Source organism: Chryseobacterium indologenes (assembly GCF_018362995.1).
GTDB lineage: Bacteria > Bacteroidota > Bacteroidia > Flavobacteriales > Weeksellaceae > Chryseobacterium > Chryseobacterium indologenes_G.
The window spans coordinates 876249-891707 of the sequence record NZ_CP074372.1 but is presented as its reverse complement, the minus strand read 5'-3'; the positions used below and the strand labels follow the sequence as shown (position 1 = coordinate 891707).

15 protein-coding genes are annotated in these 15459 nt (G+C 37.1%); 12 read left to right on the top strand and 3 right to left on the bottom strand.

The annotated features are described in order from the left end of the window. Nucleotides 1-66: 66 nt before the first annotated feature. From DYR29_RS03965 to arr, 3 genes are all read right to left on the bottom strand, one after another. On the bottom strand, nucleotides 67-681 hold the full coding sequence (locus tag DYR29_RS03965; RefSeq protein ID WP_213279400.1) for a response regulator transcription factor: 615 nt from the start codon (nucleotides 679-681) through the stop codon (nucleotides 67-69). Further along, complete coding sequence (locus tag DYR29_RS03960) at nucleotides 678-3704, bottom strand: sensor histidine kinase (protein ID WP_213279399.1); 3027 nt, start codon at nucleotides 3702-3704, stop codon at nucleotides 678-680. The genes DYR29_RS03965 and DYR29_RS03960 overlap by 4 nt, the downstream gene beginning before the upstream one ends. A gap of 195 nt (nucleotides 3705-3899) precedes the next feature. Further along, nucleotides 3900-4334, bottom strand: a complete 435-nt coding sequence (gene arr / locus DYR29_RS23010; protein ID WP_425394629.1) for an NAD(+)--rifampin ADP-ribosyltransferase — start codon at nucleotides 4332-4334, stop codon at nucleotides 3900-3902. 574 nt (nucleotides 4335-4908) lie between these two features. Here arr and DYR29_RS03950 point away from each other — a divergent pair. The 12 genes from DYR29_RS03950 (at nucleotide 4909) to DYR29_RS03895 (ending at nucleotide 15459) form a co-directional block, all read left to right on the top strand. Further along, entirely contained in the window at nucleotides 4909-5382 is a 474-nt protein-coding gene (locus DYR29_RS03950; protein ID WP_213279397.1) for a Dps family protein, read from the top strand. Nucleotides 5383-5412: 30 nt separating this feature from the next. Further along, nucleotides 5413-6180 (top strand): alpha/beta fold hydrolase, encoded by a 768-nt coding sequence (locus DYR29_RS03945; RefSeq protein ID WP_213279396.1) that lies wholly within the window; start codon nucleotides 5413-5415, stop codon nucleotides 6178-6180. Nucleotides 6181-6286: 106 nt separating this feature from the next. Beyond that, a complete protein-coding gene (locus DYR29_RS03940; RefSeq protein WP_213279395.1) occupies nucleotides 6287-6982 on the top strand; it encodes a LytR/AlgR family response regulator transcription factor in 696 nt (231 codons plus the stop codon). A gap of 135 nt (nucleotides 6983-7117) precedes the next feature. After that, nucleotides 7118-9304, top strand: coding sequence for a hybrid sensor histidine kinase/response regulator (locus DYR29_RS03935; protein ID WP_249413606.1), 2187 nt, complete (start codon nucleotides 7118-7120; stop codon nucleotides 9302-9304). Nucleotides 9305-9315: 11 nt separating this feature from the next. Continuing rightward, nucleotides 9316-10374, top strand: coding sequence for an NADH:flavin oxidoreductase/NADH oxidase (locus DYR29_RS03930; protein WP_213279393.1), 1059 nt, complete (start codon nucleotides 9316-9318; stop codon nucleotides 10372-10374). A 24-nt stretch (nucleotides 10375-10398) separates the two neighbouring features. Further along, complete coding sequence (locus tag DYR29_RS03925; RefSeq protein WP_213279392.1) at nucleotides 10399-10950, top strand: antibiotic biosynthesis monooxygenase; 552 nt, start codon at nucleotides 10399-10401, stop codon at nucleotides 10948-10950. 203 nt (nucleotides 10951-11153) lie between these two features. Then, nucleotides 11154-11711: a hypothetical protein gene (locus DYR29_RS03920; RefSeq protein WP_213279391.1), complete on the top strand. Its 558-nt coding sequence runs from the start codon at nucleotides 11154-11156 to the stop codon at nucleotides 11709-11711. 141 nt (nucleotides 11712-11852) lie between these two features. Further along, nucleotides 11853-12899, top strand: a complete 1047-nt coding sequence (locus tag DYR29_RS03915) for a cupin domain-containing protein (protein WP_213279390.1) — start codon at nucleotides 11853-11855, stop codon at nucleotides 12897-12899. A gap of 5 nt (nucleotides 12900-12904) precedes the next feature. After that, nucleotides 12905-13597, top strand: a complete 693-nt coding sequence (locus DYR29_RS03910; RefSeq protein ID WP_213279389.1) for a YoaK family protein — start codon at nucleotides 12905-12907, stop codon at nucleotides 13595-13597. A 4-nt stretch (nucleotides 13598-13601) separates the two neighbouring features. Next, on the top strand, nucleotides 13602-14063 hold the full coding sequence (locus DYR29_RS03905) for a redoxin domain-containing protein (protein ID WP_213279388.1): 462 nt from the start codon (nucleotides 13602-13604) through the stop codon (nucleotides 14061-14063). Between the two features lie 2 nt (nucleotides 14064-14065). Beyond that, nucleotides 14066-14584 carry a DsbA family protein gene (locus DYR29_RS03900; protein WP_213279387.1) on the top strand — a complete coding sequence of 173 codons (519 nt, stop codon included), beginning with the start codon at nucleotides 14066-14068 and terminating at the stop codon, nucleotides 14582-14584. Between the two features lie 53 nt (nucleotides 14585-14637). Continuing rightward, a complete protein-coding gene (locus tag DYR29_RS03895) occupies nucleotides 14638-15459 on the top strand; it encodes an alpha/beta fold hydrolase (protein ID WP_142716824.1) in 822 nt (273 codons plus the stop codon).

The window sequence follows — 15459 nt, the reverse complement described above, 5'->3', positions numbered from 1 at the left end:
AAACTAAGCAAATTGTAGAAAATTTTCTACATTCAAAAAGAGTGTTTTTATTGTCTGAAATAAGTATTATGACATATAAGCTTCATATAATTTAATAAGATCTGCCAGGTTACTTGTTTTTAGTTTTTTATGGATTCTTTTTTTATAAGTACTGATTGTGGACATCTGAATATCCATCTCATTTGAAATTTCCAGATTACCGTTCCCTTTTACCATGAGCATAAAAATTTCATACTCTCTTTCTGATAAACTCTTTATAGCATCAAGGGTGGAAGGCTGTAAAAGTTTACTGACAATACCGTTTGGATAATAATTTCCTTCTGAAAACATTTTCATCACAGCTTCAGAAATGATATCTACCTTACTTAGTTTATTAATATATCCATCTGCCCCTTCCTTGATATACTGTATGGCAATCTCTTCTTCATAAGCTGAAAAAACAAGTATTTTTAAGTCAGGATCAAGCAGTTTGATTTCTGAGATCATTTTCTTATTTCTGCTTTCAGGCATATTAATATCCAGAATAAGCAGATCAAATTTTTGCATTGAAATTTTATCGAAAGCTTCAGGATAATCTGAAGCCGTATCTATCAGTACATCAGGAATGCGTGATTCTAAAATGATGGCGGTTCCTGTTAATACAATATCATGATCATCTGCTATAAGGATCTTTTTAATCATTTTTTAGATTTTTTAAGAATTAATTGGAAAGAAGTCCCTTTTGTTTCGTTTCTTCTGATTATAATTTTACTTTCTAACATTTGGAGCAGCTGAAGAATCAGATGAAGTCCCATGCCATATTTTTGTAATAAGAGCTTTTCATTTTCAATATTCTCCTGAAGCTTGGTATAGTATTCAATCTTGTGCTCATCCATGCCTATTCCTGTATCTGTAATTTGCAGAATAATACCTTCCTCCTCATATGATCCGGTAATGGTAATAATCCCGTCTCTTGTATATTTTACGGAATTATCCATCAGGTTATGAATAATAACAGCCAGGATATTTTTACTGATCTGGATCATCAGCTCTTTGTCTATATTATTAATAATTGTCGTATTATGATTGGCTGCAATCTCGTCAAAAAGGACTTTCTTTTCCTCCACCAGATCATAGAAGGAATACAATTCTGTTTCATCAGTTCTGTATTCATTGTATATATCAGCATATTCTTTCAGTGTTTTCGTAAAATTGTATAACTGATTGGATGATTTATAAATAGAATTAAGAATTCTTTCTGTACGGTATGCATTCATTTCATCATAATCCAACGCTTCTTTGCTGGTTAAAGCAATAAATTTCAATGGTGTGGTAATATCATGAGTAATGGTCCCGATCAGCTTTTTCTGCTGTTCAATTTCCCTTCCCAGCTTGGCTTGAGTAATTTCCAGATTTTCTACAGTTTCTGACAGCGTTTTGGTTCTTAACATGATGATAGCTTCCAATTCGCGGTTTTTCTTTTTATGAACACTCGTCCGCCATCTTACGGATAAATAAAGTAAAAAAAGTAACAGGAAAATGATAAAGACTTTAAACCATAACGTCTGATAAAAAAAAGCAGGAATGATAATTTTAATTTTTTTATAAAAATATTCATGCTTATCAGAAACAAGCATCCTGACGATAAGAAAATGCGTACCATGACCAAGATTATTGAGTAAAAACTTCCGGTCTTTCCCTACTGACATCCATTTACCGGTTCCATCATCATCCAATTTTGTTTCAATGAGAATATTATCAGGGTTTGCGTAGTAAGGAACATCAATAAACAACTCAACCCTTCTGTTTTCCTGGCTCAGCGTTAAGGTATTTGTAAACAATTTTTCCTTGTCATCAACCAAAGCCCTTTCTATATACATCTCTGTGGGATAATAACTTTTAACTTTCAAAGGATTAAAAAATACCAGTCCATTTAATGAGGGTAAAACAAAATCGCCATTTTTCAATTTGTTGCCGTTTACATTACTTCCGCCATTAAATTCGTTGGTGTTAAAGCCTGCTTCTTTTGAATATCTGTAATAGTTCAGTTTGAAATTCCGGTTTTGCGCATATTTCAACAGCATGTTTTCTCTTATCTTGTACAAACCATTGTTTGTTGGAATCCAGAAATAACCATTCTGATCTTCCAGCAGTGTGTGTGGAGATAGAAGATTCCCTTCCGGATCACCGGGCATTTTTATAAGCTGATTATTTTTTATAAGATAAAAGCCTCTTCCCAGAGTGGTTACCCATAAATTTCCATCTGCAGTATGCACAATATCACGAATTGACAATTCATTTTTCCCGGTTAAATCATAGATTTTATTATGCTTAACAGATATTTTGTACAATCCTTTTATTGTACCCACCAAAATATCACCATTTTCTGTTAATATAACCTTGGTAGGCTCATTTGCAAACAGATATTTTTTCTTTAGAGACTTATAGGGTAAATCTTTATAAATGCTTAGTGTACCTGTGAACTCTGTATTTCCTTTTTTTTGTTTCACTGCCAGTACATAGTATTTTCCATCGGCAAAGAAAAAATCTTTTACAGTATCTTCTCCCGTGGAAATACTTTGAAAATCAGTAAAATCAGAATTTTTATTGTATACAAAAAGAGTTTGTTCTCTTCGGGTTACAATATTTCCCTGCTTGTCAAAATTTAAAAAATAGGATATATTTTTTTCGAAGTTTTTGCTTTTAACCAGTCCGTTCCGGTTGTAGATTTCTCCTGCCGGATTAATTACACACGAATCATTATAAGGCTGGATCGCATAAAAAACAACTGATGATTTTGGAGTACCCCTTTTTGAAGAAATAAAATCTGTTAAACTCACTATTTTGAGTCCGTCTGTGCTGCTCCCAATATAAAGCTTTTTATATTTTTCATCATAATAAACGCTCATCAGGTTGCTTTCGCTTATATGATCCAGCTGAGCCAGTTTTAATAGCTTGAGTGTTCCATCCTTGTAGATGCACCTGTAAAGAATATCATTGTTCAATACAAATCCCTGCCCATTTATTCTGTTCCAGAATATTTTGCTCATGGGATCCGCTACAATGGGCAGATCATAAGAATCTGTAATTTTTCCTTCCTCTATTTTTCTTACTTTTTTAGCATTTCTGTCAATATAAAACAAAATATCTCCTATTGTAAAGGCATTGGGATTATTTTTATAAAGCGGTTTTACATTTACTTTGATCCGGGATTTAGAATGATAGTCTTCATAAACAAAAGAATTTTGTGTTATTAAATACTTTCCTTTCTTGAAATCCATAAAGAAACAGACTCCCGGAGACGGACTGTACGTGTAGTTTGAAATGCACAAATGATAATTGATATTATCTTTAACAATAATTGTTGGATATTTTTTTATATTGTTAATTACTTTGGGAACTTTCTGGTGTATTAAAACTGTTTTTCCGTAATCTCCTGCTGTAAAAATGCTGTCTTTTTTAGAATCACCGTAAAAATAAGTAAACCGCTGGCTATTCAATGGGAGATTTTTATGAACAAAAAAATTAAGCCCGTCATATCTTACGATTCCATTTTCTGTCGTTAGCCAGATAAAGCCGTATTTATCTTTTATAATATCTTTTACACTATTCTGAGGAAGTCCGTTATCTGTATTGAACAGTTGCACAGTATATTGCTGAGAGTAAATCAAAAGAAAAGCAAACAGAAAACCAACTGTAAGAATATTTCTACACAAACCAATCATTTTTACCAATAGTGTAAAGATAATTTATTTAAATAAATTATTTGCTAAAATATGGGTCATTGGGGTTTTAAAGTCAAATATTTTCTATTGCTGTTAATATTTAACTCATAGCAAAAGCATGAGTATGTATATTTTTCTCTTTTAATAAAAGTCGCAAGGGATTATAAACTAAATAATTAAAAACAAATAAGGAGACTAATTGATGATCTCTCCCTTGTTGTCATCTAATTTCTCACGAAACTTCTGAAGATCTTCAGGGTTAGGTTTTGTCCATTCTTTAGCCTCTCCGACAATTTTTAAAGGTATTTCGGAACGATAAGAACGGGTCGGGTTTCCCGGAAATTTCTTATCTGTTACATTGGGATCATTTTCAAAAATACCTGTGGGTTCCACAATATATACACGCTCTGTTCCATCGCCTTTTGCTAAAGCAGCAGCCAGCCCTGCCCCGTTCATCAAAGCTGTAAAATAAATATGATTCATTTTTAATTCTGACTTGTAATTTGACGTTCCACCAGCCGTCAACAGGTCTCCTATCTGTAAATCGGCTTTTGTTCCATGGTAAAAAGGTCCTTTATCAGAAGGATGATTTTGTAATAACAATGCCAGCTCGGCATTCTTTTTTGACATTTCAATATCCCCTAACTCCTCATAGCATTTGGAAATATTCAAATAAAGAGAAGGCAGTGCACTTTTAACCGTATTATCATTTATTTTTAAAGCAAAACTTAAAGAAGTTTCAAGCCATTTCAAACGATCGGCAGGTGTTTTTTGATGACGTGATACATAATGAGCTGCCAGAAATTTTTCATGATCGTCTGACGCTTCTTCCCAGGCTTGCAAAAACAGCCTTTTCGCCTCCTCAGGCATGTTCTTATCCTCCATATTCATCCCCTGAAGGCAAAGCTTGATAACGTTCTTAAAAGGTGAAAATTCCATTTTGTATTTTTTAATTATGTCAGTAAGCAAATTTATACAAAATACAAAAAAGCTGGTCGGAAATTGACTCAAATTATTTAATATCTCCTGATAACAGCATCATTATAAGCAGCTGAATTTACAGCTATTGATCATCATTTGAGAAACGGAGCTTTTCAACGATTGTTTTTGCCTGTTTGTCGAAAATCAAGACTGTTTTACGGTATTATGAATGAACTTTACATCAGCAAAAGAGCAATAATACTCAACTATAAATACCATTATTATGAAAACAAAAATCGGAATTACAGAAAAAAACACAGAAGCTGTTGCAGAACAACTGGCAAAATTATTAGCTGATGAGACACTGCTTTACATCAAAACAAGAAATGCACACTGGAATGTTACCGGAGACAACTTCCACGCTAACCACATTTTCTTTGAAGAACAGTACAAACAACTGGATGAAATGATGGACAGCGTTGCAGAACGTATGCGAAAAATAGGACATTATGCTCCGGCAACCATGAAAATTTTTCTGGAACTGACTCATTTAACTGAAGATAGTGAAAGAACCAATGACGGACCCGGCTTTATGAAAGACCTTTTGAGCGACCACGAAAGCATCATCGAGTTTCTCCGTGGAAACATCACTCCTTTTGCAGAAAAATATAAAGATTACGGAACCAGTGACTTTATAACAGGTCTAATGGAAACCCATGAAGAAATGGCATGGATGATCCGTTCATATTTCAGATAAAACAAGATATTTAATTTTAAAAAGTTAGTTATGAAAACCGGATTGAAGCAACTTATAGCCATCCTGTTTACCATTACAGGAATCTTTGGAAATTTTATGTATGGGCAAAAAGCACCCATCAAAAACATTATTTTGGTTCATGGAGCTTTTGTAGACGGCTCCGGCTGGGAAGGAATCTATAAAGAACTTGTCAAAAAGGGCTATCATGTTTCTGTAACTCAACAGACTTTACTTTCTTATGAGGATGATGTGAAGCAGGTAAACAGAATTATTGACCAGCAGGATGGTCCCTGCATATTGGTGGGTCACAGTTACGGCGGAGCCATTATAACCACCGCAGGAAACAATCCAAAAGTTGCCGGACTAGTATATCTTGCTGCCCACGCTCCTGATGAAGGAGAATCTGAGGCTGACAACGGAAAAAAATATCCGTCAGAATATCAATCTCTGATTAAAGGAAATGACGGATTTGATTATATAAACCCATCCAACTTTCCGACGGATTTTGCCGGAGGCATAGCTAAAGAAAAAGCTGATTTTATGGCCGTCTCACAAACGCCTACACAAGACTCAGTTTTTCACGCCATTATTCATAACCCGGCCTGGAAATCAAAACCAGTGTGGTACATGGTTGCTAAAGCAGATAAAATTATAAATCCAGATTTGGAACGTTTCTATGCAAAACGGGCCAATAGTAAAAGAATAATAGAAATAGCAGGTGCAAGCCATTGTGTCTTCATGACCTATCCTAAAGAAGCTGCTGAACTGATTATTGAAGCTGCTCATGGAAGTAAATAAAATTTGATACACATAATATCATATTAGTTTACAAATTCAAGCATAATGAAAGAATGTCAGAAAATAATTAAGTAGTATATTTGTGTAAACAGAAAGAATTATACCTATGAAAGCTTTAATCGTGGATGATAACGACATTGCAAGGACAACTTTAGCACATCTGGCAAAACAGATACCTAATCTCACGGTTATTGATGAATTTCCCAATGCGATTAACGCTTACAATTACCTGCAGTCCAATCCGGTCGATTTAATTTTTCTGGATATAGAAATGCCTGAAATGACAGGAATTGAACTCACGAAAACACTTTCAGGTAAAGATACTATTATTATTTTCACGACTTCCAAAAAAGAGTATGCACTTGAAGCTTTTGAGCTCAATATTGCTGATTATCTTTTAAAACCTATTATGCCGGCAAGATTCCTGCAGGCGGTAAGCAAGGCACAAACCATTCTCGAAAGCAGAAAAGAAAATGTGGAAGTAACCAGAGATGAGTTCCTTTTTGTAAGAGATTCCAATGTTACCAGACGCTTAAAGCTGGATGATATTTTTTACGCAGAAGCCATGGGTGATTATGTGAAGTTTTATACAAAGGAAAAAATGTTTGCCATTCACGGTAAAATGAAAACCGCTGAAGAACGTCTTCCTAAAGATCATTTTATAAGAGTTCACCGCTCTTATATTGTTTCTGTAAGTAAGATTGATACCCTTCAGGATGGCGGGATCATGATCAACGGTAAATTCATTCCCGTAGCGGATGCCTATCGTAAAGCACTCAATACAAGAATGAACGTTTTTTAGCAGCCGGAGATCGTTGACCTTTCTCCTACTCTATTTTTGATCTTAATCCCTCAATAAAATTAGGGTTATCTTCTTCTTTTACCGATACTTCCACCTTAAATCAGATCGTTATTTATGAAAAAAACATCTTCAATAATGAATAGTAAACGGTTCAGTTATTTCATTATCCTGGCATTTATCGCGGGTTCGCTCCTATTGATCATTGTTCAGATCAATTCGGCAAGAAATACCAAAGCTCTTATTCAAAATAACAATACCCTTCTGAATGAATTACGTTCAAGCAACCATTTACGAGAGATTGACCGTGATATTCTGGGAGTGGAAAGCAGAATCAGAGCTTCAATCGCCACGAATGACATATCGCATCTGGAAGGGATTGATCAAAAAATCAATCAGATTGAAAATTTCCTGGACTCTCTCTCCAGAGACAATGTAAATGCCGAAGAAGAAAAGCTGATCCACAGGTTAAGTGTTCTTGCCATGGAAAAGAAGACCACCAAAGACAAATTAATGCAGCGTTACAGGTCTTTAGGAAATATGGATGACAATACCTCAATCGCCAATCCACGTGCGAGAAATATTTCTAATGAAATCACCAGGATTACCGCCAAGATCTATGAAAGCCGAAGACTGAATATGGTTGAACTCAGCCAGAGAAGTGGAAAAATGGGACAGAAAGCAAGGTTCTATGATATTTCTTTACTGGTTTTGCTCATATTAAGCGGATCTGTTGTAGGATATCATATTCTTCGTCAGTTCAACCGCCAGAGATTATTGATCAGCGAACTTGATATTGCTGAAAAAAAGGCGTTGATTGCCGCACAGACCAAAGAAAATTTCCTGGCCAATATGAGCCATGAAATCAGAACTCCTTTAAGTGGAATTCTGGGATTCACCAATCTGCTTCAAAAACGTCCGCTGGATGAAACTTCAGCAGAGTTTGTCTCTTCTATACAGCGTTCCGGGGAAAATCTGATGACCATCATTAATGACATCCTTGATTTATCAAAAATAGAAGCAGGAATGATGCGCATCACACCGGGAATTTTCAGTATTAATGGACTGGTCAATTCCGTTGAGACATTCTTTACAGAACGGGCAAAAGAAAAAGGTCTTACCCTATCCAGTACAATTGATTCCTCGATTCCTGATACTTTGGTGGGAGATGCAACAAGATTAACCCAGATTTTGGTCAACTTAATCGGAAATGCTATAAAATTTACCCAGCAGGGAAATATCACCATTGAAATTTATAATAAACAGCAAACTGAAAAAGAAGCTGTAGTCGGATTCAGAATTTCAGATACCGGCATCGGAATTGACAAAGAAAAGCTCAGTGAAATTTTCGAAAGATTCAATCAGGGAGAAGATTCTACAACCCGAAATTACGGAGGAACCGGATTAGGACTATCTATCGTGAAAAGTTTAATTGTATTGCAGAATGGAGACATTGAAGTGACCAGCGAACAGGGCAAAGGCACTACGTTTCATTTTTATATCCCTTATGGAATTGCTGAAGAACAGCTCACAATAGTTCCTGCAACGGATCCAGATTATTTTAAAGATACATCCAATACTCCTTTGAAAGTTCTGGTGGTTGACGATAATACGATCAACCAGAGCCTGATGAAACATCTGCTTTCTCAATGGAATATTGATTTTCATGTGGTGTCAAACGGTCTTGAAGCAGTCAGTTATCTCAGCAGTAATGAATGTGACCTGATATTAATGGATATACAGATGCCACAAATGGACGGATATGCTGCCACACAAAAAATAAGAGAGGAACTGAAACTGAATATTCCAATCATCGCAATGACCGCCCACGCTCTGCCAGGCGAAAGAGAAAAATGCCTGAGTCGTGGTATGAATGAATATATTCCGAAGCCTGTGAAGGAAGAAGAACTGTTTACGCTGATTTCAAAATTAGGATTGAAAGAAAACAACAGATCCGAAAAGAAAACCGAAGATACACCATCTGATTATCAGTACATCAAATTAACTTATATGCACACTGTAAGCGGTGGCGACAAAAGCTTTGAAAAACTGGTTACCCAACAGTTTATTGAGAATATTCCCAATCATTTACAACAGCTGGCAACAGCATATAAAAACCAGGATTTTGCAGCCATGAAACTGTGGTCTCATGACCTGAAATCAAGTATTTCCATAATGGGATTACACCCCTTATTAAAAGAAAAACTGGATATTCTGGAAACAGCTTCGGCAGAAGATCCTGAATTGCAAAAAATATTGACAGAGGTACAGGAAGTTCTGCTACAGGCTGTTTCCGAAGCCGAATCATTTTCAAAATCACTTTAAAAACCTAAAAAATGAACTTATTTTCACCTATACACATCCGCAGTCTTACGCTAAAAAACAGGATTGCAGTATCTCCTATGCAGCAATACAGTGCTGAAAACGGAATTCCAGGCAACTGGCATCTCGTTCATCTGGGAAGCCGGGCTGTAGGCGGAGCCGGACTAATCCTTACAGAATGTACTGCTGTTTCAGAAGAAGGGCTGGCCACATTATCTGATGTAGGAATCTGGAATGAAGAACAGAAAAGTGCATGGAAAAACATTGTGAATTTCGTTCACGAGCAAGATGCAAAAATAGGCATTCAGCTTTGGCATGCAGGAGGAAAAGGAAGCCTGAAACATCCCAATGAAAGAATGAAGCCTCTCAAACCGGAAGACGGAGGCTGGACTGTAAAATCATCTTCTGCAAGAGAATTTAATGGCGTTTTTGCTGAAGAGCTCACTATAGATGAAATTAGGGAACTTACCGCTAAATTCGTAAAAGCAGCACTCCGCTCTGTTGAAGCAGGTTTTGACACCATAGAACTTCATGCAGCCCATGGTTACTTATTTCACCAGTTTTATTCCGCCGTGATCAATAAAAGGCAGGATCAATATGGCGGAAGTTTTGAGAACAGAATCCGGTTCCTGATAGAGACAGTTCAGGAAATCAGGAAAGTTATTCCTGCTGAAATGCCTTTGTTCGTTAGAATCTCTTCAGTTGATTATATAGAATCAGATGAAGCATGGGCCCTGGAAGACAGTATCAGACTTTCAAAAATACTCAAAGAAAATGGTGTCGACTTCATTACTGCATCCGGCGGCGGATTTACCAATGTAAGCAAGGACAAGGTGTTTCCCGGATATCAGGTACCTTTTGCAAAATCCATTAAAGAACAGACGGGTGTGATGACCGGAGCTGTTGGAATGATTACAGAAGCAGAACAGGCCAATGATATTATTGCCGGTGGAAATGCAGATCTGGTTATTATTGCCAGAGCGCATTTGCGGGATCCTTATTTTGCAATTCATTCTGCGAAAGCATTAGGTATTGAAACAGAGATCCCATGGCAGTATAAAAGAGCGTATTAAATCAAACAGAAAAAAATATCAGTTATGGAAAATCACGGCGCCTCCGTTGTTATTACTCATCATATTCAGGATGGAAAACAGCAGGAATACGAAAAATGGCTGAACGAAATTGTTCCGGTTACAAAGCATTCAGAAGGGTTTATTGATCTGCAGATTGTACGTCCTATTCCTGATCTGACTTTTGTATATACTGTTATTATCCGTTTTGATACCATTAAAAACCTTAGAAACTGGATGGAATCAGATGATCGGAAAAAACTCATTGAACAAGCCAATCCATTATTCACAAAAAATGACAATTACCAGATAAAATCCGGACTGGATTTCCTTTTTAATTCAGAAAATGAAGGTAATAAAGTTCCTGTCCGCTGGAAACAGTTTCTGGTTACCTGGTCTGCCATTTACCCGTTATCAATTCTCATTCCTGTTGTCGTCCTACCCTTTTTAAGAATAATTTCAATCCCGGCCAATCATTATTCTGACGGATTTATCATTTCAGGGATCATCGTTTTTCTGATGGTATTCGTAGTCATGCCTAATTATACCAGACTGATCAAAAAATGGCTGTATAAATAACCAATTTTTAAAATTACTTATTATCAATCACTGTAACCCACAGTGATTTTTTTATTTTCAATACCATCCATCCTGTTACTATTTGAACTTCCCCGGCTTATTCAACGATACTTTTCGCCTGTTTACCGAACAGCAGTAAAAATTAAAACAGTCGGTTTGTAGCTTTACATCATCAATAAAATAAACAATCAAAACCAACAGCTATGGAAATCTTACAAACACCCGAAAATGCACTATCTCATTCAAGCGTAAGTGCTATCATCAATGCACCCATTGAAAAAGTGAATATCGCAGACTGGCTGCTTAATCTGCCTGATGCCGAATATCAACGTTGCTCAACCCAGCATATCGGCGCCGCAATTTCAACTACTTTTGATGGTAAGCCAGTATCTTTAAATGTCGAAACCATTGGAGATGCACTAATGGTTCAGCATTATGTTGCAGATGTTCACCGTCCTGATTATTGCCGAATGCTTTCCATCTCTGATTCCATTACCAAAAACGGACGTACAAAAGTTCAGGTTTTATGGGAACTGAAAGTGACAAAGATTGATGAAAGCACCTGCCTTTATACCAATGAAATTCATGCAACAGCTACTCCTGAAATGTTTGAATATCTTAAAGAACACGGCATAAACCTTAAAGATGCTGCTGCATCAAGACAAGCTGCTTCTGACGCTCACAATCATGAAGAAACTCCAAATTTTTCAAAAAGCATTGAAAATAAAGCATTAACAGGTAAATATAACCAGCCTTTTTAACACTGGTGGCATCTCCATATTTTTTCAACGACACTTTTTGCCTTTTCACCGAATGACACCTAAAAAAAATAGGGTTTCTGGGTAGCTTTACAATAGCAAAAACAAAGAAAATTAATCACTAAAAATAATAATAATAATAATATGAACTCAACATCATTAAGTTTCAGATACGAATTAGAAAAAAAAGAACCGCGTACCAATGATGGCGGTACAACAAGAGGAGCTTCTGTAAAAGAATTTCCTGCGTCTATAGGTATTGCCGGAGTTTCCATGAGACTACAGCCTGGAAGCATGAGAGAACTTCACTGGCATGCCAACGCAGCAGAATGGGCTTATGTGGTTTCAGGAACGGTACGTACAACGATCATTCATCCAGACGGACACAGTTATACAGATAATTTTGAGCCCGGCGATGTATGGTATTTTCCAAAAGGTTATGGCCATTCTATCCAGGCTACAGGAACAGAAGAATGTCATTTTATCCTGATTTTTGATAATGGCAATTTTTCGGAAGACCATACGTTCAGCGTTACAGATTTTGTTTCAAGTATGCCCCCTGAAATTGTTGCACAAAATTTAGGCTTGAGTCTAGAAGAAGTAGCAGCACTTCCTCAGAAAGAGGTGTACTTCGCTGCAGGAATTGTTCCAGACGAATTATCCGCTAATGCAGCAGCCCGCCCTGAAGAGTCAGATATTGAACTGACAAGTCTTCATCGTTACCCTTTGCATTCTCAGCAGCCAAGAATAATTCCCGGCGGAGGTCTTCAGAGACTGGTTACCCGTAAAGAGTTTCCCATCAGCACAACAATGGCCGGATCTGTACTGGAACTTCAGCCCGGAGCATTAAGAGAAATGCACTGGCATCCCAATGCGGACGAGTGGCAGTATTTCATTTCAGGACAGGCAGAAATGTCGGTGTTTTTGGCAGAAGGTGTTTCTGTTACAGAGCAGTTCAATGCCGGTGATGTGGGTTACGTGCCTATGGGAGCAGGACATTACATCAAAAATACAGGTGACACGGTCTGTAAAGTACTGATCGGGTTTAATAACGGTACCTATGAATCTATTGATATCAGCGAATGGCTTGCAGGAAACCCGAAGGATGTAGTCACAACTAATTTCGGACTGAAAGAAGGAGAAATAGAAAAATTTCCTGAAAAGAAAGTATTCATCAAACCTGGAAAATAAATACTTTGCTTCCGGAAACACAATCCCTTATTTCTGACAACTCTGTCAGATTACAGGAAAAACTTGCAATATTCCTGGCTTTTATCGCAGGATATACCGATGCCACAGGGCTGATTCAATGGAAAACCTATGTTTCTTTTATGAGTGGGAATACCACGCAGCTGGGAGCCGCTTTTTTCAATGAAAATTCCGGTATAATCATTACTTCTGTTACAGTTATCTTATTTTTTCTGACCGGAATCTATACGGGTACCTGTTTATCATTATGGAAAAGATGCAGGATTAAAAATATTACCTTCTACATTGTTTCAGGAATAATGATCTTTTACAGTATAGCTGATTATTATGAACATATTCCGAATGTGGTATCTATCGCAGTGATCGGTTTTTCGATGGGCCTTATGAATACGATTGTAACATCAGTCGGCAGTCAAAAGATCAATACCGATTTTGTTACAGGAACTTTAAACAGCCTCGCAAGAGCAGCAGCTCTGTTTGTAATGAATGATAATAAAGACCAACGCAATGAATACAAGGCGAATATCTTTCATCTATTATTCTTATGGCTGGGTTTTCTCTCGGGTGCTTCGGCAGCTCCTTTCCTACTCTCATTTTCAGGAAACTGGGCTCTGATTTTCCCGGCAGCTTTACTGCTGATTTGCGCATTAACAATACCAATTTCAACTATTAAAAACTAATCCAATGTTACAAAAAAATACAGTTGCTCCTGATTTTACATTATTTGCAACTCCGGATCAGAAAATCACCTTATCCGAATTCAGAGGCAGAAATGTCATCCTTGCCTTTTACCCCGCAGACTGGAGCCCGGTTTGTAGTGATCAGATGGCATTGTATAACGAAATGCTGAAATATTTCAAAAAATATGATGCCGAGATCTTCGGAATTTCTGTAGACAGTAAATGGTGCCACCTTGCATTTTCACAATCCAGAAACCTGCACTTTCCTTTGCTGGCAGATTTTGAAGCGAAAGGAGAAATTGCAAAGAAATATGGCGTTTATAACGATGAGGAAGGTGAATGCAACAGAGCTCTTTTTGTCATTAATAAAGACGGCATTATCCAATGGAGTTATCTGTCACCCACGGCGATCAACCCAGGTGCGGACGGAATTTTAGAAGCATTAGAAACCTTTAACACAAAATAATTATGTCATTAAAACCATCAGTCAGCAATGCTGACCATACCCAGGGCAATTTGGATGCCGGTTTAGTCATTGTAGAATACGGGGATTATCAGTGTCCTTATTGTGGAGCTGCTTATCCAGTTCTTAAAGAATTAATGAAAGAATTCGGAGATCAGATCAGGTTTGTTTTCAGAAATTTTCCTCTGTCAGAAATGCATCAGTATGCAAGACCTGCAGCATTGGCAGCAGAAGCGGCCGGACTACAAGGAAAATTCTGGGAAATGCATGATGCTATTTATGAAAATCAGCAATTTCTGAATGAAAACCTGCTATTAAACCTGGCAGAAAACCTGGATTTAAATATCTCCCAATTTAAAGCAGATATTCAGAAACAGGCATTGGCGGAAAAAATAGATACCGACTTTGAAAGCGGTGTTATCAGCGGAGTGAACGGAACTCCTTCTTTTTTCATTAACGGAAATAAATTCAATGGCAGCGCTGAAGATCTTTTTCAGCTGGTACGTGAAAATACCATTAGCTAAACAAAATCATTTTTAAAATAAAATCAATTCATAACATTAAAAACATAACAACAATGAGCACATTAACATTAAAAGACGGAACAGAAATTTTTTACAAAGATCAGGGAGAAGGACCAGTACTGATGTTTCACCACGGATGGCCTTTATCATCTGATGACTGGGATGCGCAGGTGATCTTTTTCTTACAGAAAGGATACAGAGTCATTGCCCATGACAGAAGAGGACACGGACGTTCCAGCCAGAATATTTACAATCATACCATTGAACAATATGCTTCTGATGCAGCCGAACTGGTAGAATTTCTTGATTTGAAAGACGTAGTTCACATCGGACACTCTACAGGTGGTGGTGAAGTAATCCGCTATGTGAATAAATATTCTAACGGAAGAGCTAAAAAAGCAGTTCTGATCAGCGCCATTCCACCGGTAATGGTAAAAAGTGAAAGCAATCCTGATGGGGTTCCGATTGAAGTTTTTGACAATATCAGAGACCAGACCCTCAACAACAGAAACCAGTTTTATATTGATTTGACATTTCCTTTCTACGGTTACAACAGAGAAGGAGCGAATATCAAAGAAGGTATTCAGAGAAATTGGTGGAGACAAGGAATGATGGGTGGTATTGTAGCACATTATGACGGTATAAAAGCTTTTTCTGAAACAGATTTAACCGAAGATCTAAAAGCCGTTGACCTTCCCGTTTTAGTCCTGCACGGAGAAGATGATCAAATCGTTCCGATTGAAAACGCTGCTATAAAATCAGCAAAATTATTAAAGAATGGAAAACTGATTACCTACCCAGGTTTTCCTCACGGAATGCCTACTACAGAGCACGAAACAATTAACAAAGATATTCTGGAGTTTATCAGATCTTAA

Bases quoted from the DNA above. Each gene is read 5' to 3' on its own strand.
- DYR29_RS03965 (WP_213279400.1), bottom strand. From the start codon at position 681: ATGATTAAAAAGATCCTTATAGCAGATGATCATGATATTGTATTAACA.
- DYR29_RS03960 (WP_213279399.1), bottom strand. From the start codon at position 3,704: ATGATTGGTTTGTGTAGAAATATTCTTACAGTTGGTTTTCTGTTTGCT.
- arr (WP_425394629.1), bottom strand. From the start codon at position 4,334: ATGTCAAAAAAGAATGCCGAGCTGGCATTGTTATTACAAAATCATCCT.
- DYR29_RS03950 (WP_213279397.1), top strand. From the start codon at position 4,909: ATGAAAACAAAAATCGGAATTACAGAAAAAAACACAGAAGCTGTTGCA.
- DYR29_RS03945 (WP_213279396.1), top strand. From the start codon at position 5,413: ATGAAAACCGGATTGAAGCAACTTATAGCCATCCTGTTTACCATTACA.
- DYR29_RS03940 (WP_213279395.1), top strand. From the start codon at position 6,287: ATGAAAGCTTTAATCGTGGATGATAACGACATTGCAAGGACAACTTTA.
- DYR29_RS03935 (WP_249413606.1), top strand. From the start codon at position 7,118: ATGAATAGTAAACGGTTCAGTTATTTCATTATCCTGGCATTTATCGCG.
- DYR29_RS03930 (WP_213279393.1), top strand. From the start codon at position 9,316: ATGAACTTATTTTCACCTATACACATCCGCAGTCTTACGCTAAAAAAC.
- DYR29_RS03925 (WP_213279392.1), top strand. From the start codon at position 10,399: ATGGAAAATCACGGCGCCTCCGTTGTTATTACTCATCATATTCAGGAT.
- DYR29_RS03920 (WP_213279391.1), top strand. From the start codon at position 11,154: ATGGAAATCTTACAAACACCCGAAAATGCACTATCTCATTCAAGCGTA.
- DYR29_RS03915 (WP_213279390.1), top strand. From the start codon at position 11,853: ATGAACTCAACATCATTAAGTTTCAGATACGAATTAGAAAAAAAAGAA.
- DYR29_RS03905 (WP_213279388.1), top strand. From the start codon at position 13,602: ATGTTACAAAAAAATACAGTTGCTCCTGATTTTACATTATTTGCAACT.
- DYR29_RS03900 (WP_213279387.1), top strand. From the start codon at position 14,066: ATGTCATTAAAACCATCAGTCAGCAATGCTGACCATACCCAGGGCAAT.
- DYR29_RS03895 (WP_142716824.1), top strand. From the start codon at position 14,638: ATGAGCACATTAACATTAAAAGACGGAACAGAAATTTTTTACAAAGAT.